The 25,042-nt window shown below is 66.6% G+C and carries 20 protein-coding genes and 1 pseudogene; 18 read left to right on the top strand and 3 right to left on the bottom strand.

The features are described 5' to 3' along the window. The first annotated feature begins 294 nt into the window (after nt 1-294). Complete coding sequence (locus CAP_RS26355) at nt 295-1,647, top strand: hypothetical protein (RefSeq protein ID WP_156041158.1); 1,353 nt, start codon at nt 295-297, stop codon at nt 1,645-1,647. Nucleotides 1,648-1,786: 139 nt separating this feature from the next. Here the strand turns inward: CAP_RS26355 and CAP_RS45570 are convergent, their stop codons facing one another. Together CAP_RS45570 and CAP_RS26365 are read right to left on the bottom strand one after the other, a co-directional pair. Next, entirely contained in the window at nt 1,787-2,866 is a 1,080-nt protein-coding gene (locus CAP_RS45570; protein ID WP_156041159.1) for a hypothetical protein, read from the bottom strand. A gap of 366 nt (nt 2,867-3,232) precedes the next feature. After that, the gene (locus tag CAP_RS26365; RefSeq protein WP_044245926.1) at nt 3,233-4,483 is read right to left on the bottom strand and encodes an aspartate kinase; all 1,251 of its coding nucleotides are present in this window, start codon (nt 4,481-4,483) and stop codon (nt 3,233-3,235) included. A 135-nt stretch (nt 4,484-4,618) separates the two neighbouring features. On the opposite strand from CAP_RS26365, the gene CAP_RS26370 reads away from it, so the two are divergent. From CAP_RS26370 to CAP_RS26415, 10 genes are all read left to right on the top strand, one after another. Further along, nucleotides 4,619-5,632, top strand: coding sequence for an alpha/beta fold hydrolase (locus CAP_RS26370; protein WP_044245929.1), 1,014 nt, complete (start codon nt 4,619-4,621; stop codon nt 5,630-5,632). Nucleotides 5,633-6,013: 381 nt separating this feature from the next. Then, nucleotides 6,014-7,183 (top strand): ATP-binding cassette domain-containing protein, encoded by a 1,170-nt coding sequence (locus tag CAP_RS26375; protein WP_231511710.1) that lies wholly within the window; start codon nt 6,014-6,016, stop codon nt 7,181-7,183. Between the two features lie 3 nt (nt 7,184-7,186). Beyond that, entirely contained in the window at nt 7,187-7,945 is a 759-nt protein-coding gene (locus CAP_RS26380) for an ABC transporter permease (protein WP_044245934.1), read from the top strand. A gap of 9 nt (nt 7,946-7,954) precedes the next feature. Then, entirely contained in the window at nt 7,955-9,796 is a 1,842-nt protein-coding gene (locus CAP_RS26385; protein ID WP_044245936.1) for a GldG family protein, read from the top strand. A gap of 62 nt (nt 9,797-9,858) precedes the next feature. Continuing rightward, nucleotides 9,859-10,935 carry a DUF4340 domain-containing protein gene (locus CAP_RS26390; RefSeq protein ID WP_044245939.1) on the top strand — a complete coding sequence of 359 codons (1,077 nt, stop codon included), beginning with the start codon at nt 9,859-9,861 and terminating at the stop codon, nt 10,933-10,935. A 167-nt stretch (nt 10,936-11,102) separates the two neighbouring features. Then, nucleotides 11,103-13,610 (top strand): phenylalanine--tRNA ligase subunit beta, encoded by a 2,508-nt coding sequence (pheT, locus tag CAP_RS26395; RefSeq protein WP_044245941.1) that lies wholly within the window; start codon nt 11,103-11,105, stop codon nt 13,608-13,610. A gap of 290 nt (nt 13,611-13,900) precedes the next feature. Continuing rightward, nucleotides 13,901-15,652 (top strand): fatty acyl-AMP ligase, encoded by a 1,752-nt coding sequence (locus CAP_RS26400; protein WP_081865272.1) that lies wholly within the window; start codon nt 13,901-13,903, stop codon nt 15,650-15,652. A 10-nt stretch (nt 15,653-15,662) separates the two neighbouring features. Beyond that, a complete protein-coding gene (locus tag CAP_RS26405) occupies nt 15,663-16,550 on the top strand; it encodes a class I SAM-dependent methyltransferase (RefSeq protein WP_044245942.1) in 888 nt (295 codons plus the stop codon). A gap of 28 nt (nt 16,551-16,578) precedes the next feature. Further along, on the top strand, nt 16,579-16,830 hold the full coding sequence (locus tag CAP_RS26410) for an acyl carrier protein (protein WP_044245944.1): 252 nt from the start codon (nt 16,579-16,581) through the stop codon (nt 16,828-16,830). A gap of 38 nt (nt 16,831-16,868) precedes the next feature. Continuing rightward, nucleotides 16,869-18,158 (top strand): beta-ketoacyl-[acyl-carrier-protein] synthase family protein, encoded by a 1,290-nt coding sequence (locus CAP_RS26415; RefSeq protein WP_044245946.1) that lies wholly within the window; start codon nt 16,869-16,871, stop codon nt 18,156-18,158. A 357-nt stretch (nt 18,159-18,515) separates the two neighbouring features. Here the strand turns inward: CAP_RS26415 and CAP_RS26420 are convergent, their stop codons facing one another. Then, entirely contained in the window at nt 18,516-20,273 is a 1,758-nt protein-coding gene (locus CAP_RS26420) for an OmpA family protein (RefSeq protein ID WP_231511711.1), read from the bottom strand. A 334-nt stretch (nt 20,274-20,607) separates the two neighbouring features. Here CAP_RS26420 and rpmH point away from each other — a divergent pair, with 334 nt between their 5' ends. From rpmH to CAP_RS54030, 7 genes and pseudogenes are all read left to right on the top strand, one after another. After that, a complete protein-coding gene (rpmH, locus tag CAP_RS26425; protein WP_044245950.1) occupies nt 20,608-20,757 on the top strand; it encodes a 50S ribosomal protein L34 in 150 nt (49 codons plus the stop codon). Nucleotides 20,758-20,766: 9 nt separating this feature from the next. After that, on the top strand, nt 20,767-21,198 hold the full coding sequence (rnpA, locus tag CAP_RS48680; protein ID WP_081865273.1) for a ribonuclease P protein component: 432 nt from the start codon (nt 20,767-20,769) through the stop codon (nt 21,196-21,198). A 34-nt stretch (nt 21,199-21,232) separates the two neighbouring features. Further along, nucleotides 21,233-21,598 carry a membrane protein insertion efficiency factor YidD gene (gene yidD / locus CAP_RS55575; RefSeq protein ID WP_081865274.1) on the top strand — a complete coding sequence of 122 codons (366 nt, stop codon included), beginning with the start codon at nt 21,233-21,235 and terminating at the stop codon, nt 21,596-21,598. Nucleotides 21,599-21,736: 138 nt separating this feature from the next. Next, nucleotides 21,737-23,509, top strand: a complete 1,773-nt coding sequence (gene yidC / locus CAP_RS26435; protein WP_044245952.1) for a membrane protein insertase YidC — start codon at nt 21,737-21,739, stop codon at nt 23,507-23,509. After that, a complete protein-coding gene (locus CAP_RS26440; RefSeq protein ID WP_231511712.1) occupies nt 23,496-24,080 on the top strand; it encodes a Jag family protein in 585 nt (194 codons plus the stop codon). Before yidC ends, CAP_RS26440 begins: the two co-directional genes overlap by 14 nt. A gap of 120 nt (nt 24,081-24,200) precedes the next feature. Next, complete coding sequence (gene rplS, locus CAP_RS26445; RefSeq protein WP_044245953.1) at nt 24,201-24,557, top strand: 50S ribosomal protein L19; 357 nt, start codon at nt 24,201-24,203, stop codon at nt 24,555-24,557. Between the two features lie 248 nt (nt 24,558-24,805). Continuing rightward, a pseudogene (locus tag CAP_RS54030) lies at nt 24,806-25,042 on the top strand (FHA domain-containing protein); the annotation flags it as partial.

Below are 25,042 nucleotides of genomic sequence, written 5' to 3' on the forward strand. Positions count from 1 at the left end.
TGCCGGGAGATAGCTGTGAGTCGGAGATCGCTGTGGAGAAGGGGGAGCTTCGGGGGTCTGGTCTGCACAGCTTTGGCAGTTCCCTCTTGCGGATGGCTGCTGGAATTGGACGAGTTCGAAGATACTCCTCCTGCACATGGAGGAGAGGGAGGGAGTGCCGGAGGGGGTACATGCTCACCCGGTGTGGAAGCGACTTGCTACGAAGGCCCTCCGGGGACCGAGGAGCTCGGAATCTGTCGGCCAGGAACGACGACGTGCGACATTGATGGGATCTACGGGGCGTGCGAGGGACAGGTGATACCCGCGCTGGAGACTTGCGCGGATCCTGGCGATGAGAACTGTGACGGGAAAGATTGCCTGCTCTGGGCGCACACCTTCGGAGATGTCACCGAGCAAGGAGTGAGCGACGTCGCTGTCGACCAGAGCGGCAATACCTATGTCGCGGGGAGCTTCCGTGGAACGCTCACGTTCGGCTCGAATAATCCACTTCTGGAAGAGGACTTTCGCAACATCTACCTCGCGAAGCTCGATGCTCGTGGAATCCCGGTATGGAGCAAGCGATTCGGGGCTCCTTTCGTAACGGTCAGTGGCCTGTCCATCGACTCTATGGGCAACGTCGTCATGACAGGTGCCTTCTCGCAAGCCATCTCCTTCGACGAGCAGACCCTGACTACCAGTGAGTCAGCCTATTCTGCCGCTTTTATCACCAAACTCAGCCCCGACGGCGATGTTCACTGGAGTGTCGCCTACGAGAATGGCGAGCAAGACACCCGGATCACGAGGCCAGCCATTGGTGAGCAGGATGAGGTGTACGTATTCGGCGAGGGCAGTTGCGAGGATCTCTGCGGGCTCCCTGCCGAGCGACTGTGGCTTCGCAAGTACGACGCCGGTGGGGCCGTCACGTGGTCCAAGAACTTCCCCTACTCCGAGTCCATACGAGAGCGGTATGCAGGCCGAGTTGTCATCGATGGCGAGAACCAGGTCATCATCACTGGGGCTTTCGGAGGCAGCTACGGCGATCCATCGATCAACTTCGGCGGCAGCGACATGGTGACCAGCGGCGACTCAGACGCGTTCGTCGTCAAATTCTCCGATCAGGGAGAATTCGTACGGCAGGGGCAGTTTGCCGGTGATGGCGATCAGCGGGGCACGGATCTCGTCGTGGATGATGAACGCAACATCATCATCGCTGGCGAGAATGCAGGTGTCGTGTTTTTCAACGGTCAGCCTTCCACGAGCGCCGGATTGACCGACATTTTCATCGTCAAATTGACGCCAGAAGGTCACGTCATCTGGCGCAAGTCCTACGGAAGCTCCGCGGCAGAGACCTCAGCCCTGCTGAGCGTAGGTACCTATGGCAGCATCGTGTTTGCTGTGCAGATCTCGGAGCCAGTGAATTTCGGTGCTGGCCCCATCGGCGGCTCTGGTGGGACAGATCTCGCCTTCGTGAAGCTCGCACCAGACGGATCCCACGTATGGAGCAAGGCCGTCGGTGATTCCGCAGATCAGAAGGTGCGAGCGGTTGCCTCTGTTGCTGGCGGAGAGACCGTCATCGCCGCCGAGATGGCTGGCGGGTTCAGCTTGGGTGGCTACAGCGGTCATGCCGTGGGTGGCAGCGACATCTTCGTGATGCGAATTGGCCAGTAAAAACCAAGAGCATCCTCCCACACAGCGTGCACCTTGAGGTCCAAGCCGTACAGCGCGTGGCGCGCGATGTGAGAGGACGGGTCCAACGCAGGCGGCCAGCATCGAGATCTGCTGGCCACCTCATGTCGCTACCCGTCGGTCAAGGATTGCAGGTCGTCGTGGTGCCGCAGTCGGTGCTCGGCGGGACGAAATCAGCGCACTTGTCAGCGGGGAAGAGCTTCCACGAGCAGAAGTCGATGGCGCTGAACCCCTCGATGGAATCGAAGGCCTGGGTCTCGGAGAACATCGCATCCTTGTGACATACGTCGGTCGTGAGCGGTCGGTACCACGCCTTCCTCGTCACTTCGAGGCTAGGAATACCAGCCCCCAAGCCGACGTAGAGGTAGGTGCCTCCCGAGGGAGCGGGAACGCGCGTCACGTCCTGGATCTGGACTTTGACGCCAGCCCACATGTTGTGGAATGCCGCGTCGGTCGGCGACGACAACTTGGCCTGGTCCTCTGCCGACAGCAGGTGCGGCTCGGGCACGGTCGCAGTCCCGACGACCGTGACTTTGCTGACCTTCGCCAGCTGGCGCTGCGGAATCTGACTGGGGTTGTTTCCGGGCGGCTGAGTAGCGCAGGTAGTCAGCAGGAACGAGTCGCTCTCTCCGACCACATCGAGCACGTCGCCGGGTGCTACGTCATCGGGGAAAGCGTCCCCGGCAGGCGCCTGCCCGAGGATTGGACAATAGTCCTGGCCCTGTTCGTTGGTGACGGCATTGGTTCCGTAGGAGAGCGCGAGAATGCCGGAGTAAGCCGCGGTCTCCGTGAGGCCCGGTGCCGAGAGGAAGATGCCCCACAGGCAAGAACCGGAGCTGCCCTTCGACACAAGGAACTTCCAGCTCATCGCGACCGCGCCACGCACGGTGACGTCGACGCCTGCCGGGATCACGCCGCTCGCGATGTCCTGGATCGTTGCATCGGGCGGGTCGGGCTGGGTAGTGCCGCCGCCGCCACCCTCGTTGCCGCCGCCCACGTTCCCCGTCCCGCCGGTTCCGGGCGTGCCGCCTCCGTCGCTCGTCGACGTGGAGGTGGTTCCTGCACCGCTCCCGCCGGTTCCACCAGGGCCGCCAGGACCGCTGCTGCTGCTCTCGGCCTGACATCCGGCCATGACCGAGGCGAGGATCGCCGAGGAGAAGAGCACGCCCATACCAAGGAGCCCGAACTGACGATGCTGCATGGGAACCTCCGGATCAGCGTGCAGAGCCGAACAAGCCGGGCCGCGCGCTTCAAGGAATGAAGCCAGAACCGTCGGACGATCACGTGAAGAGCGCCTCGCGGATGGCGACACCACCCTACCACAGCTCACCGTGATCGACCTTCGTTTAGAGGCGTCTATCGGGTGACGTGCACGTGTCAGCGTGCGGCCGCGTAGAAATCGTTGCACCTCCTGCATTCGCGGAGCTCGCCGCTCTCTGAGCGCCGTATGCGGACGAACCGAGGGCGGGCTCACGCAGCGCCTCGGGCAGCAGGTGTTGCTGTCGCGCCCGGTCGAGGGCGGGTGGTTGCGCCTCGCCTCAGGGCCGAAGCTGGAAACGGTGCGCGGTCAGGTGTTCGCGCCCAGGCCGAAGCCGTCGTGGAGCGCGCGCACGGCAAGCTCGGCGTACTTCGTGGCGAGGAGGCAGGAGATCTTGATCTCACTCGTGGAGATGGCCTCGATGTTGATCCTCTCCGCGGCGAGCAGCTCGAACATCCGGGCCGCGACGCCGGCGTGGGAGCGCATGCCGAGGCCCACGATGGAGACCTTGACGATGTCCTCGTCGTAGCGCACTTCGCGGGCACCCACTGCGGCCGTGAGGCTCTCCATGATGTGCTGGGCGCGGGGGAGGTCGGCCTTGGTGACGGTGAAGGTCACGTCCGTCGTACGGATCGAGCCCTCGTCGCTCCCGGGCTGGATGGCGTGCACCGACGGGCTCTGGATGATCATGTCGACGCTGATGTTCTCCCGGGCCAGCGCGCCGAAGGTCTGCGCGACGATGCCAGGGCGATCGGCGACGCCGACGAGCATCACCCTCGCCTCGTTGCGATCGAGCGCGACGCCCGTCACGGTCACCTTCTCCAGCGACTGTTCCTCGCCGATCACCCAGGTCCCGGGTGCATCCGAGAATGATGAGCGCACGTGCACTGGAACCCCGTATTTCATCGCAACCTCCACGCTCCTGATCTGCAGGACCTTCGCGCCCAGGGACGCGAGCTCGAGCATCTCTTCGTAGCTGATGCGCTCGATCTTCTTCGCCGTCGGGCAGATGTTCGGGTCCGTGGTGTAGACACCATCCACGTCGGTGTAGATCTCGCACGCGGCGCCGACCGCTGCCGCGACGGCGACGGCGCTGGTGTCACTGCCCCCGCGACCCAGGGTGGTGATGTTGCCGGCGTCGTCGACGCCCTGGAAACCGGCGACGACGGCGATCGTCCCCTGGCCGAGCGTGTCGTGGAGCCGCTGGGCGTCGATGGCCTTGATCCGGGCCTTGGAGAAGGCACTGTCGGTGAGGATCTTGAGCTGATGGCCCAGCAGGCTGCGGGCCTTGCCCCCCTGGGCCTGGATCGCGAGCGCCATCAGCGCGGCGGAGACCTGCTCGCCCGTGGAGGCGAGGGAGTCGACCTCGCGGGCGTCGGGGAGAGGCGAGATCTCTCCAGCGAGCGCGAGGAGGCGGTTCGTCTCCCCGGCCATGGCGCTGACGATCACCACCACGTCGTTGCCGGCGCGCTGGGTCGCGAGGGCCCGGGCTGCCGCGCTGCGGATCCGGTCGATGGAGCCGACCGAAGTCCCGCCGAACTTCTGAACGATGAGGGGCACGAGGCGCCTCGACTAGCCTCAGCCGCGAGCCCGGTCAAGAGACGCCGCAAAGTGAAGGGGGCGGAACGAAGCGTGCGTGGACCTGCCTTCAGCACCTGGTAAGCTCGGGACTTTCCAGCTACCTAGGTCGCCATCATGAGTTCTCCCGACGATCTGGTGCGCGACTGGCCGCGTCCCTACGGCTTCGAGAACGTGGAGATCGGGGGGGTGGACGGCACGCGGCTGCGGCTGGTCGTGGGGGGACCGCGCGCTGGGCGGCCGGTGGTGCTGCTTCATGGCGCGCCGCAGCTCTCGTATGCCTGGCGGCGGGTGATGGCGCTGCTCAAGGAGCGCTACCGGGTGATCGCGCCGGACCTGCGCGGATACGGCGCGAGCGCTCTTTCCCTGAGCAGACGCTACGACGTCGCGACGCTGGCAGGAGACCTCCAGGTCACCGTCGACTGGGCGCGGAGCCGGTACACCGAGGCGCTCGCCGGCAGGGCTGGTGGGCCGCGCGTGAGCCGCTCTATCCCGCCAGGTGTCTCGCCGGACGGAGACACCCGGGTGCTGCTCGCCGGCCACGACTGGGGAGGTACGCTCGCCTGGATCCTGGCCGCACGTCGGCCCCAAGATCTGCGGCACCTCGTGGTGATCAACGCGCCGCACCCGGGCGCGATCAAGGAGTATCTCCACCCCTCGCAGCTCGTTCGTGCGTGGCACGTCGCCCTCTTCCAGGTCCCCTTCGTCGACAAGCTCATCGAGCGGACCCACGCCTCGCTCTTTCTGTGGATGATGTCCTCGTCCGCGCCGCCAGGAACCTTCGACCCGGCAGACCTCGCGTTCTATCGGGGTGCCTTCGCGCGTCCAGGCAGAGCCAGCGCGGTAGTCGAGGGATACCGCCAGCTCCTCTGGGGGCGACGGCCGGAGTTTGCAGCGATGATGGAACGGCTCGTCGTGCCCACGACCCTGATCTGGGGCGAGGCGGACCATGTCCTGCGCCCGGCACTCGCCGACGCGGCAGGGCGCTTCGTCGAGCGGCTCGAGGTGCGCAGGCTGCCGGGCGTGAGCCACTGGGTACCCGAGGAGCGGCCCGAGGCGGTCGCCCAGGCGATCCTGGATGGCGATGGCGCCGAGGGGACAGAGGGAAGTGTCACGATTCCCGGTGGATAGGACGGGGAAGAGGAGGAGCTTCCCCCGCCGGCTCGATGGCTCTCCGCCGGTGACAGACGCGGAATAAACGCCTTCGGCCGTGCCTTCATGCCGGCGCCGCATGTTGACAGAGATCCGTCCACCGCTAGGATGGCGCGGCCCATGACCTGGATAATGGAAGATCCAGTGAAATGGGTGCCGTGACAGGGTGAAGCAGGAGTCCCTGCCTCGCTCTCCGGTGGTATCAAGCGAGCCCGAAAGGGATGTGCGCGACGCTGCCGGACACGGTGGAGACGGGTCGCGGACACGGTGCATGCCCGGGTATACCGGGCCACTGCTGGGGGCAGACGCAACGTTCTTCGGAGGAGCAATCGCTCTTCCGGAACTCAAAGGAGGTCGATCTTGACGGGCGATGTGATGATCGAGGCAAGCGCGCTGACCAAACGATACGGGGCAGTCCGCGCGCTCGACAAGGTGAGCTTCGAGGTCCATCGCGGCGAGGTCGTCGGGTTCCTCGGCCCCAACGGGGCGGGGAAGTCGACGACCATGCGCATCCTCACCTGCTTCATCTCCGCGTCCTCCGGCGCCGCGCGGGTGCACGGGTACGACGTGTTCGATGAGCCGCTCGAGGTGCGGCGCAAGCTCGGCTATCTGCCGCAGCGTGCGCCGCTCTACGGTGAGATGAGCGTGTGGGAATACCTCTCGTTCGTGGCCGACATGCGCAACCTGGATCGCTCGGTGTTCCGCAAGCGGATGAAGGGGGTCGTCGAGGTGTGTGGCCTGGCGCAATCGCTGGGTCGCGACATCCGCACCCTCTCGCACGGCTACCGGCAACGGGTGGGGCTGGCGCAGGCGCTCGTCCACGATCCGCCGATCCTCATCCTCGACGAACCGACGAGCGATCTCGATCCCAACGAGAAGGCGGAGGTCATCCGCTACATCAAGGAGATCGGCAAGGAGCGCACGATCCTGCTGTCGACGCACAACCTCAGCGAGGTCGAGACCGCGTGCGCCCGGGCGATCATCGTGTCGAAGGGGCGGGTCGTGGCCGACGGCAACCTCGACGACGTCCGCGCGAGGAGCGGGAAGGTCCGCTACGTGATCACCGTCCACGAGCAGAAGCTCTTCGAGGGCGGTGAGGGAAACCGGGCGGGGTCGCGCAAGCCGCCGTCGGCCGAGGAGGTGCAGGAGGCGCTCCGGAAGCTCCCGGGCGTGACGAGCGTCTCGGAGCTGCCCACCGACGACCGGGCGCATAGCTTCCAGCTCCTCGGAGCGCTGGGACAGGACATCCGGCCCGAGCTCTTCGCGCTCATCGTGCAGAAGGGCTGGCTCCTCCTGGAGATGCGGCGTGACTCGCAGAGCCTCGAGGACGTGTTCAAGGCGCTCACCAAGGGTGACGAGCGTCGTGACCGCGGGCGCCCGCTCGTCGATGAAGACGAAGAGGGAGACGACGACGCGGCCGACGATGAGGAGACCGATGAGGACGGTAGCGAGGACGGCGCCGACGAAGACGACGGCGCGGACGAGGAGGCCGAGGAAGGCCCCCGAGCGAAGAACGACAAGAAGGGCTGAACCGTGAGCACCACCCTGACAATCGCGAAGCGGGAGTTCCGCTCCTACTTCGATTCACCTCTGGCCTACGTGGTCGTGTGCCTGTGCCTCGTCGTGCTGGGCGTCTTCTTCTTCCTGGTGGGGGGCACCTTCCTGGGGGGCACCTTCTGGGACGTCGGACGCGCCTCGCTCACGAGGATGTTCGAGATCGTGCCGATCCTCCTGGCATTCATCGTTCCCGTGGTGACGATGCGCCTCCTCGCCGAGGAGAAGCGCAGCGGGACGCTGGAGATGCTGATCACCCTGCCCGTGAAGGACCACGAGGTGATCCTCGGCAAGTTCATCGGGGCCTACAGCCTCATGCTGGTGCTCCTCGCGGCGACGGCGCTCTACCCGGTCCTGATGTTCTTCAAGCCGTGGCACCTCGGCGCGCTCGACAGCGGCCCGGTGATCTCCGGATACATCGGGCTCGCGCTCTACGCCGCTGCGGTGACCGCGATCGGGCTCCTGCTCTCCGCGCTGACCGAGAGCCAGTTCCTCGCTCTCCTGATGACCTGGTTCGTCCTGTTCTTCCTGCAGTTCATCGGCGGCCTCGCTGATCTGGCCAGTGAATGGTTTGGCACGACCGTGCGCAACGGCCTCTACCTTCTCAGCTTCGGGAAGCGCCTCGAGCCGTTCGCTCGCGGCAAGATCGCGATCCAGGACGTCGTTTATTTCGTGTCGATCACCATCGGCTGCCTGATGGCAGCCTTCAGGGCGCTCGAGCGCCGGAAGTGGGCGTAGGCAACCGCCATGGAACGAAAGACCAGAGCCGCGACACAGACCGGCATCTACCTGCTCCTCGTGGCCCTCATCCTGGCGGCGGCAAACGTCCTGTCCTTCAGCGTCTCCAAGCGCTTCGACATGACGAACAACGAGCGCTTCACCCTCTCGAAGGGTTCAGCGCGGCTCGTGGCCGAGGGGCTCAAGCAGGAGCTCCACATGGATGTCTACGTCATCCGGGGGCTGCCGAAGTTCGAGGCGTTCATCCGCGACCTCCAGGACATGCTCCGCGAGTACGAGCGGGCGGGCAACGGCAAGGTCCGGTACACGATCATCGAGGCCAAGACCGACGAGCAGCGCAACGCCGCCAAGGAGGCAGGCCTGCGGGAGATGACCGTCGGCGAGGGCAGCGAGACGGGCCAGGACCAGATGAACATCTCCCGTGGGTACATGGGGATCGCGTTCAAGTATGGCAGCGAGAAGGACGCGATAGAGACGCTGCACCCCGACTACGCGCAAGGCCTCGAGTTCTGGATCACCAACAAGATCCGCGAGATCCGCGACCGCGCCGACAACATCGACCAGAAGTTCGGCGTGGTCACCGGCAAGGACGAGATCAAGCTGACGGACCAGAACCTGGTCCCCACCCGTCCGGGCGCCGGCGGCGCCTCGCTCCGGCCGATCATCGAGCAGAACTTCCCGTTCTACAAGTTCGAGGACGTCGACCTGCAAGGCGGTGAATCCGAGATCAACAAGGAGCTCGCGGGGATCATCATCACCCAGCCAGCCAAGGAGTTCACCGACAAGGAGCTGCGCCGGATCGACCAGTTTCTGATGCTCGGCAACAAGTCCCTGGTGGTGGCTGCGGGCGCGGTGAACCTCAAGGCGTCCGATCCGTCGATGAAGGCGACGCTCAACACCTGGGGTCTCGAGAAGCTGCTCGATGGCTACGGCGTGGAGATGAAGAAGGAAGCGATCCTCGACTGGGGCCGCTCCATCGCCTTCCCGGTCCCGACCCAGACCGGGCAGGTCCTCTACTTCCGCGCGCCCGGCATCCTGCAGCTCCAGGAGGACACTCGCTTCGAGCCGAACGAGCAGCTCCTCGACACCTCGTTCGCCGGCTTCTTCCGCATCCCGGAGCTGGCGTTCCCCTTCCCCTCGCCGCTCGTCCCGCACCCGGAGAAGCAGCCTGAAGCTCAGGTCAAGGTGCTCGCGCGGACGTCGCCCAACACCACGGTCTCCACGGACGAGACCCTGGAGATGAAGATCAGCCCGGAGTGGCGTCCCAAGGGTGAGTACGCGCAGCGCGCCATCGCCATCTCGGTCGAGGGCAAGCTGAAGAGCGCCTACGGCGGTCAAGAGGGCGAAGGCGTGTCCGCGCCCGCCCAGTCCGCGGAGCCCAGCCGGGTGCTGGTGATCGGCGCCGCGCAGTTCTTCGCGAACCCCTTCGCGCGGGCAGGCAACCCGCCCCCCATGCCGCCGCAGATGGCGATGATGGGCGGCGTCGGCGGCGACGAAAACCTGCAGACGATCGCCGATCCTTACGCGCGCCGCTACCTGATGAACACGGTGCTGGCGTTCAAGAACATCCTCGACTGGATGAGCGGCGACAGCACGCTGCTCGCTGCCACGGCGAAGCTGTCCGGCGAGCCCAATCTCACCTACTCCGACGTCCAGCGGCCCAAGGAGGAGCCGACGGACAACGAGGAGGTCCGCCTGAAGAAGGAGGAGGAGTACCAGAAGGAGCGCAGCAAGGTGCAGAAGAGCATCTCCGCGAGCCTGACCCTCCTGCCAGCCGTGCTGTTCGCGGCGTTCGGAGTCTTCCGCTGGCGGCGCCGCGAGAGCGCGCGCGACCGCATCTCTCTTGACTGAGCCTTCGTGCGCTCGGGGCAGCCGCGGCTCCGCGGCGGCCCTGAGCCTCACCCGGTAGAGCCATGAAGACCGAGCATCGAATTTATATCGCCCTCGCGCTCCTCGCCCTTCTCGGCGTCGGGCTGTTCTTCTCCCAGAAAAACCAGAAGGAGGAGTCGGCCCAGCACTCGGTATCCGCGGCGACCGCCGATCTACCCAAGATCGGCGTCCCCAAGGACGACATCGAGAAGATCACGAAGCTCGAGATCAAGAACGCCGACAAGAGCGATGTCACCCTCGAGAAGAAGGGCGACACCTGGGAGGTGGTCAAGCCGGTGGCTGCCAAGGCGAACGCCACCAACATCCGCAGCCTCCTCGACAACCTCAAGGAGCTGAAGACCAAGGAGCCGATCGACCGCACCGGGGCCACCTACGAGCAGTACGAGCTCACGGATGCGAAAGCGGTCCACGTCGTCGCCTACAAGGGCGCCGAGAAGGCCGCGGACCTGTACTTCGGGAAGAGCGGCTCGCGCGGCCAGATGGTGCGCCTCGGCGGCCAGGACGGCGTGTGGATCGCGGGCGGCTACTCGAGCTACCTCTACACGCGAGAAGCCAAGAACTGGCGCGAGACCTCGATCCTGAAGTTCGAGGACGCGAACGCGATCCAGGTCGAGATCGAGAACAAGAACGGCAAGTTCAGCTTCTCGAAGAACGAGGAAAAGTGGTCCGGCACCTTCGCCCCGCGTGACAAGAAGGGGAAGCTGGAGGCCGCTGGCAAGAAGTGGGAGAAGTTCGAAGAGAGCAAGGTCAAGGATCTGCTCCGCGCCTACAAGAACCTGAACGCCGAGGACTTCGGCGACGAGAAGTCCGAGACCGGCCTCGACAACCCGGTGGAGAACGGCGGCGTGGTGCGGGTGGTCCTGAAGGACAACGCGGGCGACTACACGATCAAGGTGGGGAAGACCTCGAAGGGGTCGAGCCGCTTTGCCGTGAAGGAAGGCGGAGATGGGACCACCTACGTGCTCTCCTCGTGGTCGGCCGACTGGGCAGTGGCCGAACCCAAGAAGTTCGAGAAGTCCGACGAGAAGAAGGGTGAGCCGCCTCCCCCCGAGGAGGGCCACGGCGACATCCATCCCGAGGAAATGATGATGGGAGAGTGAGCGCTCCTCGCGGAGCCTCAGGAGCTTCTAGCTCCGAAGAGGCGCCGCCTCGGGTGACTGGTCTCCTCGCGGAAGCTCGCGGGAGGACTCGTGCACGCCGGGGCGGCGCCTCTGGCCTTTTGTGCTTCGTCGTGCCGGCCTTGAAATCGTGCTAATCGGGCGACGTCATGAAAGCTTCGTACGCTTGGATCTCATCCCTGGTCCCCGGCCTCGACGTGGAGCCCCAGGAGCTCGCCGAGCGGTTCACCCAGGCGGGGCTGGAGGTGGAAGCGCTCGCTGAGTTCGGCGCCGGGACTGCGGATGTCGTCGTCGCGCAGGTCCGCAAGGTGGAACCCCACCCGTCCCGCCCCAAGCTCCGGCTGGTCACCGTGGATCGCGGACACGGTGTCGAGCAGCGCCTCGTCTGCGGAGCCCCCAACGTCCCCGACCCGGGAGGCCTGGTCGCGCTCGCGCCTCTCGGTGCGAAGGTGCCAGCGCTCGGTGGAGCGCTCACCGCGCGCGAGATCGGCGGCGTGCGCAGTGAAGGGATGCTCTGCTCCGAGATGGAGCTCGGGCTCACCGGGAGCGCAAAGAAGAAGGAAGGCCAGGCCGACCCAGGCATCCTCGTGCTCCCGCCCGGAACCAGCGCACCGGGAACGCCCCTGCGAACCGCGCTCACCGGTTGTCATGACGTCATCTTCGAGATCGGCCTGACGCCCAACCGGCCCGATGGCCTGGGGCACATCGGCCTGGCCCGTGAAGCGGCTGCGCTCTTCGGGGTTCCCTTCGAGGTGCCACGGCCAGGGCCTCCGGCCCGCATCCTCGACGGAGAAGCCATCACCCGGCACGTCAGCGTCGCTGTCCAGGATCCGGAGCGCTGCCCCTGGTACGGCGCGGCCATGGTCGCCGAGGTCACCATCGGGCCTTCGCCGAGCTGGGTCCGCTACCGCCTGGAGAGCCTCGGGATCCGGTCCATCTCCAACGTCGTCGACATCACCAACCTGCTGCTCCTCGAGTTCGGCCACCCCACGCATGCCTTCGATCTGGACCGGGTGCGCGGGAGCCGGATCGTCGTCCGACGCGCGCGCGCCGGTGAGACGCTCCAGACGCTGGACGGGATATCCCGCAAGCTGGATGCGGACGATCTCGTGATCGCCGACGGGGAAGCGGCTGTCGCCCTCGCCGGTGTCATGGGTGGTGGAGAGAGCGAGATTCACGACGCCACGCGCCGTGTGCTCCTTGAGTGCGCCTACTTTGCGCCCCGCGGTGTCCGCCGTGCTTCCCGCCGCCACGGCCTCCACACCGAGGCCAGTCACCGGTTCGAGCGGGGCGTGAACATCGAGGACACGCCCCACGTGCTCGCGCGGGGCGTCGAGCTTCTCACGCGCCTCGGCGGAGGCGCCGCCGTTCCCGGCGTCCTGCTGGAAGGTCCTGGCCCCGGCCCACGTCGCTCCATCCGTCTCCGCTCCGAGAGGATGAACCAGTTGCTCGGGACCAGGGTCCCCTTCAACGAGGCACTGCAGATCCTGACTCGGCTCGGCTGCACACCTCACCTTCAAGAACCCACGCTGCACAGCGCCGCCGCGCCCCGCTCCCCCTATGCCGAGGTGCTCGCGCCTCCTCACCGGCCCGATCTCAGCCTCGAAGCGGATCTCATCGAGGAGGTGATCCGGGTCCGCGGGCTCGACACCTTGCCGAGCACGCTCCCGGTGATGCGGCCGCAGCTCCCCCGGACGACGGGTCACCTGGAGACCCGCGTCCGTCATGTCGCCGCGGAACTCGGGCTGAGCGAGGCCATCACGTACGGATTCGTCGCGCCCAGAGACATCGAAGCACTCGGGCTACCTGCCGATGGTCTGCGCCTCCTCAACCCGCTCAGCGAAGAGCGCAGCATGATGCGCACGACGCTGCTCCCCGGACTGCTGGAGGTGCTCCGGCGCTCGCGGAGGCGTGGCGTGCCGGACGTGCGGATGTTCACCGCGGCCTCCCGGATCATCCCCGCCCCGAAGGCCTCTGGAGGGTCCGGTTTGCCCGATGAGATCCCGTCCTTCGCCGCAGTCCTCGCGGGCTTCAGGCGCCCTCCCCTGGCGCCTCCCGTCCCGCTCGACATCTACGACGCCAAGGGCGTGGCGGTGGAGCTCCTGGAGCGGGTGACCCGGCGGAACGCGGAGGTCGCGCACCAGGCTGCAGAGGAGCGCTCCCCCTACCTGCACCCGCGCGGAGCGGGACAGCTCTCCATCGACGGCAAGATCGTGGGCGCGTTCGGATTGCTCCATCCGGATGTGATCGAGGCGCTGGATCTGGGCGGTCCGGCGTTCGTGGTGGAGGTCGACCTGCGGGTCCTCGAAGGCATCGGGATCCGCACCCCCCGCTACCGAGGCATCCCCATGCTGCCGGCCGCCACGCGCGACATCGCCTTGGTCGTACCCGACGAGTTCGGCTCCGGCGTGGTGAGCAAGGCGATCCACGAGGCAGCGGGTGACCTCTGTGAGTCGGTGACCATCTTCGATCTCTACCGAGGCGAGAACATCCCTGCCAACCACCGCTCCCTCGCGTTCCACGTGGTCTACCGGGATCCCCTGGCGACGACCGATCCTGACAGAGCACGCACCCTCACCGACGAGGAGGTCGATGCGCGCCACCGAGACGTGGTCAAGGTCGTGAATGACCGCTTCGGCGCCGTGCTGCGAGGGTGACACTCCCTACATGACGGAACGCTGCGCAGCGTCGAAAAGCGCGAACGTCTCTACACACCCCTGCCCGACAAAACGACGAATTTCCGACGCAGCGTCCGAAACGTCGCCCTCCGTCTCCCTTGCACACATCGCTCAAACCCTTTGAATCCCGCCAGTTGCGACTTTTTGTTTGATCTGGCCCGGCTTTCGCTTATGGCTGCGCTCGCAAGCGGCCGGTGGTCAGGATTTTCTGTACCGCAGGGGCGCGACGACATCCGTCACGCCCGATCTGGCCGCTCCGGGCCCTCTCCATGCGCACGCTCATCGACGTTCTTCGCGACAACGCGGTGCACGCGGACCGCTCCGTAACGTTCCTCCGTTCCAGCGGGGACGAGCACTCGGTCAGCTACCCTGACCTCTGGCTCGCGGCGCGGAAGCGCGCCCATGCGCTGAGGCAGCTAGGGCTCGGTCGCGGCGATCGGGTCGCGCTGATCCTCCCTGACCCGGACGAGTTCGTACTCACGTTCCTGGGCGCGCTCACGGCGGGGATCGTGGCCGTCCCGATGTACCCGCCCCAGACGCTGGCGAAGCTGGAGACCTACGGCGACACGGTGCGGCACGTCCTCGCCGCCTCCGGCGCCCGCGCGCTGGTCACGACCGACACGCTCCGCGGGATGCTGGAGGAGCACCTCATCGGGAGCAGTGACCGGGCCGCCGAGGCGTCGACCCAGATCGTCCTGGAGCGCTCGCTGCACGACGTGACGGGCTTCGATGCCGATGCCCCGTGGTCGGTGGAACTCGACGACATCGCTTTCCTGCAGTTCACGTCCGGCAGCACCTCTCGCCCCAAGGGGGTGATGGTGACGTTCCGCAACCTGGCCGTGAACAGCCACGCGATCATGTTCGACGGGCTGCGCTCGACCCCCGAGGATCGTGGGGTGAGCTGGCTGCCGCTCTACCACGACATGGGGCTCATCGGCTTCGTCATCGCCCCGCTGTACGCGCTGGTGCAGGTGATGTTCCTGCCGACGACGGCGTTCATCCGACGCCCCTCGATCTGGCTCGACGCGATCCACCGCTTCCGCGGGACCATCACCTTCGCTCCGAACTTCGCCTACGCGCTCGCAGCGCGGGCCGTCACGGAGACGCAAGCCGCCGGCTGGGATCTGTCCTGCATGCGCGCCCTCGGCTGCGGGGCTGAGCCCATCCAGGCGGACGTGCTCCGTACGTTCCTGACCCGGTTCGCGAAGAACGGTCTGCGCCCCGAGAGCATCCTGCCCTCGTACGGCATGGCCGAAGCGACCCTGGCGATCACGTTCAGCGACGTAGACTCCACACTCACCACGGACCGCGTCGACGTCCTCTCGATGCGTGCCGGGACCGCCAAGCCGGCAGCGGAAGGCACGGCCCTGGAACTCGTCTCCTGCGGCCGTCCCTTCCCCGGGCACGAGGTGGCCATCCTCTCGCCTGCTGGAAAGACGCTGGGCGAGCGCCAGGTCGGCGAGGTGTGCTTGCGTGGACCGAGCGTCACGCTCGGCTACTTCAACGACGCCTCCTCCACCCAGGACGCCTTCGGCACGGGCTGGCTGAAGACAGGGGATCTCGGCTACTTCGCGGAGGGCCAGCTCTACATCTGTGGTCGCGCCAAGGACTTGATCATCCTCAGCGGCAAGAACTACTACCCGCAGGACCTGGAGCGGGTCGTCTCCCGGGTCGACGGGATCCGCGACGGCCAGTGCGTGGCATTCTCTCGCCTCGACGCGCTCGGCGGCGAGCAGGCAGTCGTGGTCGCCGAGTGCCGCAAGAGGACGCCAGAGCTGGTGCAGGCAGTGATGCGCGCGGTGCGCGCGGAGGTCGGCGTGCAGCTCTCCGAGGTGGTGCTGATCAAGCGCGGGACGCTCGCCAAGACGTCGAGCGGCAAGGTGCGACGCCGCGAGATGAAGCAGAGGTTGGAGGCGGGTGAGCTGGAGCTCGCCGTCGCCGAGGACAGCGGTGGCGCGATGCCGCCGCACGTGGGGCCGCGGAGCGGGGCGACTGCCCCTCTCCTTGACGGAGCCGGCTGAGGAGGCAGGGATGGGTTCAACGAAGACCGAGGTCGAGGTCAGTTACGACGTCTCCAACGAGTTCTTCCGGCTCTGGCTGGATGAACGCATGAACTACACGAGCGCCGTCTACGAGTCGCCGGACCAGTCGCTGGAGGCCGCGCAACTCAACAAGCTCGGCATCCTCTCCGACTTCGCGAAGGTCGGCCCCGAGAAGAAGGTCCTCGACATCGGCTGCGGCTGGGGCGCGGCGCTCGAGTACGTGACGACCTCGCGGGGCGCCAAGCGGGCCGTGGGCATCACCCTCTCCACCGCTCAGTCCCAGGAAGTGAACGCCCGGAAGATCCCCGGCGCCGAGGTGGTCTGCACCGACTTCAGGAAGTGGGAGACCGACGAGCGGTTCGACAGCCTGATCAGCATCTGCATGATGGACCACCTCTGCTCGCCCGCGGAGGCGCGCCAGGGCAAGGCGGTGGACATCTACCGCGCCTTCTTCAAGCGCTGCTGGGACATGACCAACCCTGGAGCATGGTTCGGTCTCCAGACCATCCTGCGCAACCGCACGCCGCGCATGACCCCCTGGGGCGGCATGGAAGCGGGCACGAAGAAGGAACTTGAGGACATCTACTTCTGCACCCACACGATCTTCCCGGGCGGCCTGAACCCGCGCATGGAGGAGATCATCCAGGCCGTGAATCCGTGGTGGGAGGTGGTGACGGTGAAGACCCGCCGCCAGGACTACCAGCGCACCACCGGGGAGTGGCTGCGGCGCATGCGGCTCAATGAAACGCTCATTCGCTCCAAGTGGGGCGACAAGGTATTCGACGACTACGACAGATACCTCTCGACGTGCGTCAATGCCTTCGACAAGCATTACAGCTCTCTCGCTCAGTACGAACTCCGCAGGATCGATGGATAACGGGGCTCTCGACCCCAGAGGCGACGCCATGAAGGATGAAGCTGCTCTCCTGGATATGTTCAAGACCGTCGCTGCCCGCGTGGACAAGCGAGATTTTCCGAACGTGACGATGGACTCCGTCATCACCGACCTGGGCATCGATTCGCTCACGATGATGGAGATCATCGGTCAGATGGAGACCTCGCTGAAGATCATGATCCCCGACGAGGATCTCGTCGAGCTCTCGACCGTGGGCGATCTCTGCCGGAAGGTCGGCGAGCGCCTCGAGTCTGTCGCCTGATCCAGCCCCACGGCGCGCAAGGTCGCCAGAGTGAGCCCATGCGAAGGCGCGTTGCGATAACCGGCGTCGGCGTCGTCAGTCCCCTGGGCAACGACGTGGCGACCACCTGGCAGAACCTGCTGAATGGACGCTCGGGCGTCGACAAGATCCGTGATTTCCCCACGGACAAGCTCCGCAGCGACATCGCGGCGAGCGTGCGAGATTTCGACGCCGAGCGCTTCCTCTCTCCCAAGGAGGTCGAGATCTACGGCCGGGTCACGCACTTCAGCGTCGCCGCCGCCGCCGAAGCGCTCGCCCAGGCAGGCCTCGCCCCCGTCCACGACCCGGCCGCGAGCGACGACGAGGCGGCCTCGGAGGGCGTCCCCACCACCGATCGTGCGCGGTTCCGTTACGGATGCCTGATGTCCACGGGCATGGGCTCCGTCGACATCTTCGAGGAGCAGATCGCCCGCAGCGCCGCGCGCGGCCCCCGCGCCGTCTCCCCGTTCTTCATCCCCGGCGTCATGCCCAACAGCGCGACGGCCGTGATCTCCATCCGCTACGGCCTGATGGGTCCCTCCTACAGCCTGGCGAGCGCCTGCACCACGGGCACGCATTCCATCGCGACGTCGGCCCTGATGATCGAATCGGGCGACGCCGACATCATGGTGGCAGGGGGCGCAGAGGCAGCCACCCGACTCAACACCGTAGCCGGCTTCGGCAATGCCCGGGCGCTGGCGCGCGCCGTGGACGGCGACCCGACCCGGGCCAGCCGGCCCTTCGATCGCACCCGCCACGGCTTTGTGATGAGCGAAGGCGCGGGCGCGCTGGTCCTCGAAGAAGAGCAGCACGCCCTGCGACGCGGCGCGCGGCCCCTCGCCTACGTGACAGGGTTCGGGATGACCACGGACGCGACGCACCTCACCCGACCCGAGACCAACGGCGCCGGACTGGCGATGGCCCTGACGAGAGCCCTGGAGCGCGCCGAACTCCAGCCGGCGCTCGTCGGCTACATCAACCCCCACGCCACCTCGACGCCCCAGGGTGACGCTGCCGAGGTGCTGGCACTGCGCCAGGTCTTCGGAGAGCGGCTCTCGCAGATCCCCATCTCCGCGACCAAGTCGATGCTCGGACACATGCTCGGCGGCGCTGGTGCCGTGGAGACGATCGCCGTCGTGTGCTCCCTGCGCGACCAGGAGCTGCATCCGTCCATCAACCTCGACGAGCTGGATCCCGCCTTCTCCCTCGAGGTGGTCCGCACCCGACGCCCCGTGGACCTGCGCTACGCCGTGAAGCTGTCGGCAGGCTTCGGCGGCCACAACTGCGCGCTCGTCCTCGAACGCGCCTGACTCGGCGGCGCCCTCCCGGCCCTCGGGTCACCCCGAGCTGGGACCAGAGAAGCGCCTCACTCCTCGGTCATCTCGCATCGCCCCACTTCGCAGCTCCCCTCGGCGCCTGCCCCGGAGCAGGTACACGCCTGAACCGGCCCTGGCGCCCCCGACTGCGCGCAGCCCCTGGCCACCTCTCCGGAGCGCTCCCGGTCCTCGGCGCACACCTCCACGCTCCGCCGGACATCATCATCGAAGTCCGTGGTGAACGTGCACGTACACCGGAAGGGAGTCCCTCGGTCTGGCCGGCACGCTCCCGTGACCAGGAGGGCGCCAGCCAGGAGGCTTGCGGTGAGGAGAGGCGAGGGCGGCGGGCGCTTACGGCGCAGCGCTTCCTCCGGACTGGTCACCCTGACCGTCCGTGGGAGCCGCGTCCCCGGCGCGGTTGCGGATGTGGAACTCCACGCGCCGGTTCGTCTGCCGCCCGTTCGCCGTGTTGTTGTCGGCGATGGGTCGCTTCGGGCCGAAGCCTTGCGACGAGAGCCTGCCCGCCTCGATGCCGCCGCGCTCGTTCAGGTACTTGAGCACGGAGTTCGCACGGTCGGCCGAGAGCTTCTCGTTGAGCTGATCGGAGCCCCGGTTGTCGGTGTGTCCCTCGATGGCCAGGTGGAGGATCTCGGGGTTCACCTTGAGAAGCCGCACCACCTCGTCGAGGATGGGATAGCTGCCGGGCAGGATCACCGCGCTTCCCGTCGCGAACTGCACCTGCTTCAGGATCTGGATCTCGCTGGAGCCCGAGATCCGGCGGATGAACTGCGGGCACCCGTTCTTCGCCGGCTCCGGGCTCGGCTCTCCGGGCTCCTTCGGGCAGGCATCCTGGGCATCCGGGATCTTGTCCTCGTCGGCGTCGTCCTCCGGGCAGCCGTCCGTGTCGTCGATCTTGTCGAAGTCTTCCGGCTGATCCGGGCACTTGTCCACGTTGTCCGGGATGCCGTCCCCGTCGCGATCGGGCAGCGACGGGCAGCCGTCGTCCGTGTTCGGCGGCTTCCCGTCTTCGGGCTCCGTCGGGCACAGGTCGACGTCGTCGGGCAAGCCGTCCTTGTCCGTATCCGCGCCGTGATCGGAGAACTTCTGGCTCTTCCAGCGCTTGCCCGGAGACGGCGGATCCGTGTCGCGGATCCCGAACGAGTACCCGGCGAGGAGCACCCCGCGGAAGTCTGGCGCGTATCCCGCGGTGATCCGCGTCCCGCCACCGAGCCCCGCCCAGCCTTGCTTCTTCGCGCCGAAGTAGAGGCGTCCGTCGAGCATCCACTCGATGGGCGTGTTGGCTCCCGAGAAGAACGTGCCCTCCTCGATCCCGGTCGACCCGAAGATCTGCGCCCCCAGGCGGACCTGACCATCACGCAAGGGCACGTAGGCACCCACAGCGAACCGCCACTCCGACGAGGTGGTGAAGTCGATCAGCTCCTGCGACTTCCGGAAGTGCGGACCGGTGTTCAGCACCACGAAGAGCTTCTTGAAATCCAGCTCGCCGGACACCATGAACCCCACGGTCGTCTGCGTGTCGCTGCTGAACGAGTACCTGTCACCCGTCGGCGCCCAGACACTACCGTTCAGCCCGAGCTTGAAGAACCTGTCGTTCGTGCGGAAGACGATGAACCGCGCATCGAACCGCAGATCCATGAGCGCCGCCGTGCTCGGCGAGGCCTGGTCCGCCGTCTGCACCGCGACGAACGGGAGCGCCACCTGGAAGCCGAAGCGGTCGAACAGCTCGACGCCTGCGTTCAGGTACGTGATGAGCTGCGTGGAGACGGGCGTGCTCCCGGCCGGAGGGTCCTCGTCGAAGACGTTCTCGTTGCGCAGGGGGTTCAAGCCGAAGCCGACACCGAGCTGTCCATAGAACCGCGTCTCGGGCGACATCTGCGGACGCCAGAGCGCGATGCCATCGTCCGGCGAGCCGGCCATGTAGAGGCGATCCAGATAGAACGTCGCCTGCTGGGCGCTCGCCTCCGAGGAGTGCAGTGCGACCGCCCCGCCCGCCACGACGCCGAGCGCAGCGAGCATCCAGCGCGACGCGGACCGACGTCCTCGTGCACCGCTGGCCGGAGTCTCCTCCGCCTTCACCTGTCGACCCATCTTGCCCGGATCCTCCAAGACGCTTTCCCTTTTCTGACCAGCGCACCAGCGCACCCGCGCACAGTGCTCCGAGGGGGCCGCCCGCATGCGCCGTCAGGCAGTTTTCTCGCGCAGACAGTGGGTCATACGCGCAGCCGGAGGCTACACCAGCCACTCCGTGAGGGGCGAAAGAACATGGCTTCCCTCCCCTCTCGACTCCTCCCGGCCTGGTTCCACCCCTGAACCGATGGAACCCAGTGTTGACCCACCTCAACCCTTGTGCTTACTTGCGCGGCCCGCGGCTCCGTGAGCGCTCACGCCTCACCACGCGTTCTACTTCCGAGGAATTATTGCGATGAAGCGCACCTACCAGCCTCACAACACTCGCCGCGCCCGCACGCACGGCTTCCGTGCCCGCATGGCGACCTCCGGTGGCCGCAAGGTCATCAACAACCGGCGCCGCAAGGGCCGGGCTCGCCTCGTCCCGTCGATCTACCAGAAGTAACCGACCCCGATGGGGCGCCTCACGCGGGCGCAGCGCATCCGGAAGCGACCCGACTTCGTCCGTATTCAGGACGGCGGAGTTCGGGTCTCGACCCGACACTACCTCTGGCTGCTCGCTGCTGGAACGGATGCACAGGGGCTGGCGCGGCTCGGTGTCGTGGCGTCGCGTAAAGTCGGCGGTGCCATTGAACGGAATCGCGCAAAGCGGGTGCTCCGCGAGGTGTTCCGGCACAACACGTCGCTCTTCGCGAACGGGCTCGACGTCGTGGTGATCATCCGCTCCGGAGCGCACCTCCTCTCCTTCCAGCAAGCGCAGGCCGAGCTCCAGGCAATGGCTTCGCTCATCAGGCGTCGCGGCGAAGATGCGCTCAGGGCGGCTCACAGCGCCGCCGCGACCGCAGTACCGCCGGGGGCGCCACGTTCGGACCTTGCGCGCCGATAGTGGGCGCCCCAAGCTCTACCCGCGTGTTCGAGCCATGGTCGCCAAGCTTCTCCTCGCGCTGATCCGCGTCTACCAGATGACGCTCTCGAAGCTCATCCTGGCGACCCTGGGCCCGATCTGCCGCTTCGAGCCTTCCTGTTCCAGGTATGCCGCGGCGTGCATCGTGGGCCACGGAGCGCTGCGGGGAAGCTTGCTTTCGCTCAAGCGACTGTGTAGGTGTCACCCATTCCATCCCGGTGGGTTTGACCCCCCACCCCCCCCTCTTCCCCGCCGTGGTGTGGCGGTCCGGTCGATACCGGGTGAGGGCTCACGAGCCGAGGACGCGTCCAGCCACCGCGCCAGCGTGTGCTCTTGCAGAGCACCGCTTGCTTTCGTTGCCGCCGAGAGGGCGAACCCATAAATGGGCCCCCAGAAACTCCCCGCCCTCTCTCGACGTGTCCTGCTCCGGCGCGCGCGGCTGATTCACCTCTGGATGCAGGGCAGCACCGAGACACATCCTGGGTGACTCGCAGGATGACGGGACGATCCGAAGGATTTCATGGAACGCAGCAACCTGTTGAAGTGGCTGTTCATCGGCCTCGTCGCCCTGCTCTTCATCCAGTTCGGTCCGAAGCTCTTCGGAGAGAGCAAGGTCGAGCGGCAGCCGTTTGGCACCCTCCGCGATGACGTCCAGCCGCCGCAGCGAGGCGCAGAAGAGGTCTGCGTCATCGACGGCGAACGCTTCAAGGCCGAGCTGTCGAGCCGCGGAGGTTCCCTCCGCCACTTCTGGCTGACCCTGCCGAAGTACCAGGTCACCAGGGACGAGGGGGGCAAGGAGGTCACCCGCCCCATCGATCTGGTGAGCACCTCGGCCGAGTCGCGCATGCCCCTCCGGACCGATCTCCGCCAGATCGGAGACGCGCCGCACCAGGTCCCCTACAACGATCTCGACTGGAAGCTCACGGCCCAGGACGGCAAGCGCTGCACGTTCACGTACACCGACGCCACCTCCGAGCTGGTCAAGGACGTCGCCGCCACCGGCAAGCCTTACGAGCTCGCCGTCACGGTCAGCGTGAAGAACCTCGCCGCGGAGCCCCGCAAGCACCGCCTGGCGATCGAGCAGACCGCCTACCACGCCCAACACGAGACCACGGGCAGCTTCCTCCAGCCGACGACCGAGTGGGCCACGGAGACCGTGGCGTCCACGAACGAGCGCACCGACCGCCAGCTCCCCACCGACTTCGAGCCCAAGGACTTCGAGGACAAGGAGTTCACCTCCGAGAAGTGGCGCCGCACCCCGGGAGAAGGCCGCTTCAGCGCCGTATCGAGCAGCTACTTCAGCGCGATCGCGATCCCTCTCGAAGGTCCTCCCACCGCCGCCGAGACCCAGATCGAAGAGATCTGGGACTCTCGCCGCCACAAGAAGCAGTCGGATGATCCCAATCACGGGTTCGTCTACCGCGCCCGCATCGCGTACCCCGAAGCCGAGCTGGCCCCCCAGGGGACCACGACCTACAAGGCCCTCTCCTACGTGGGCCCCAAGGATCGCGAGCTCCTCGGGAACGTGGGCCACGGCGTCAGCGAGGTCATCAACCTCGGCTGGTTCTCCCCGATCGCCAAGATCCTCGTCTCGTACCTCTACGTCCTCTACCGCGCCGTCGGGAGCTGGGGATGGGCCATCGTCCTCTTGACGATCACCGTCCGCCTCCTCCTCTTCCCGCTGAGCCTCCAGCAGATCAAGAGCGCCGCCGCGATGCGGAAGCTCAAGCCGGAGATGGACGCGCTCAACGAGAAGTACAAGGACGACCCGGCCCAGCGCGGCGTCGCCCTCCAGGAACTCTGGCGCAAGAACAAGGTCGCGAACCCCCTCGTGGGCTGCTTCCCCGTGCTCGTCCAGATGCCGGTGTGGTTCGCCCTCTACACGGCGCTGCAGACGGCCGTTGAACTCTACCACACCCCCTTCGGGCCCTTCATCCGCGACCTGGCGTCGAGGGATCCCTACTTCGTCATCCCCGTCATCCTCGGCGCGTCGAGCTTCATCCAGCAGAAGATCATGCCGCCCCAGGGCGATCCGGCACAGCAGAAGATGATGCTGTACATGATGCCGGCCATCTTCACGGCGATGATGCTCTTCCTGCCGGCCGGTCTTGGCGTGTACATGCTCACGAATACCTGGCTCGGCATCAGCCAGCAGGTCCTGGTCGAACGCTACCTCAAGGCCCGCGATCACGCGCAGGGCAGTGGCGACATCCAGGTGAGAGAAAAGTCTTCGGGCGACGACGACAAGGCGACGCCCGCTCTTGGAAAGGGAAAGGCACGTGTCCGTGGATAGCAGTGCTGCGGAGAAAGACGCCGGATCCGTCGCGGGTGCGCCGCTCGGTGAGCCGGACGATGATCTCAACGAAACCCCCGGTGGCGACGAGCCGTTCGTCGAAGATGGACGCGCCGATATCGCGCTCGACTTCGTGATCGACGTGCTCGCCGCGATGGGGATGGATTGCACGGTCGATCTGCTCGAGAACGACGAGACCGATCCGCCCGAGGAAATCCGCATCGAGATCGAGGGCAAGGACGCCGGCAGAGTGATTGGCAAGAAAGGCCAGACCCTGGCGGCGCTCCAGTTCCTCACCAATCGAATCATCAACCGACCCGGCACGAAGCGCCGGCACGTGATTATCGACGCCGAGGGCTACCGCGCGCGTCGTGAGGACACGCTCACCACCATGGCCCGCAGGCTCGGCAAGCAGGCCGTGGAAGAGGGCAAGATCATCACCTTCGAGCCGATGAGCCCGCAGGATCGAAGGGTGGTGCACCTCGCGCTCGCCAAGTTCCCGGGCGTGGTCACGAAGAGCGACGGCGAAGGAGATGCGCGCCGCGTCCAGATCATCCCCGTGAGGCGGTGAATGCAATCGCCCGCGTTGACACCCCCGGACCGCTGTGCATAATCCCGGCCCCTCGGACGGCGCCATGGGGTGGCGTACCACGTCCTCGTACTACCTCCCCCGGTTGGTTGAAGGTTGACCATGCAGACCTCGAACGTCCTCGCAAAGCTCGAAGCCCCGATGATCCGGGCCGCCGTCCCCGATTTCCGCGTCGGTGACACCATCCGCGTCCACTACCGCATCGTCGAAGGCGAGAAGGAGCGCATCCAGGCCTTTCAGGGCGTGGTTCTAAAGCGGCACCGCGCCGGCGTGCGGAGCACCTTCACCGTGCGCAAGGTGAGCTTCTCCATCGGCGTGGAGCGCATTTTCCTCCTCCACAGCCCCCGCATCGACAAGATCGAGATCGTCTCGCGCGGCCTCGTGCGTCGCTCGCGGCTCTTCTACCTCCGCAAGCTTTCCGGCAAGGCTGCCCGCGTTCGCGACGCCAAGGAGCAGTGATCCAGGGGCCACCCTCGCGTGGCCCCTCGGTCCCAGCTCTCCCGAACCAGCGCACCACGCCGCGATGCGCGGCTCGGAATCGCCCCTCCCGCATCCAGCCCTCTGCTGACATTCCGCAAGCCCTGCTGCCGTGGATCATGAACCCGGCACGGGTCGTCGGGCCTACTTCTTTTTGATCAGCGTCGTGGCGCCCACGGTATGCTCGCGCCGGCGGCGCCGGGGCGTCGCCAAACCCAAGAAGGATCTACATGCTCTGTCCGCGTTGCGGCGCTCCCGCGACCCCCGCCGACAAGTTCTGCGCCATCTGCGCTTCACCCCTCGGCGCCGCCGCGTCTCAAGGGTACGGTGCCCCGCCTCCTGCGGATCCCGGGTACGGACCTCCTGGCGGAGGCTTCGGCCCCCCGGCTCCCGGTTTCGCACCTCCCCCGCCCCCTCCGCCGCCGCCCGGCTTCGGCGCACCGCCCGGCTTCGGCGCTCCTCCCGCA

Origin of the sequence: Chondromyces apiculatus DSM 436, from assembly GCF_000601485.1 — a bacterium.
GTDB classification, from domain to species: domain Bacteria; phylum Myxococcota_A; class Polyangia; order Polyangiales; family Polyangiaceae; genus Chondromyces; species Chondromyces apiculatus.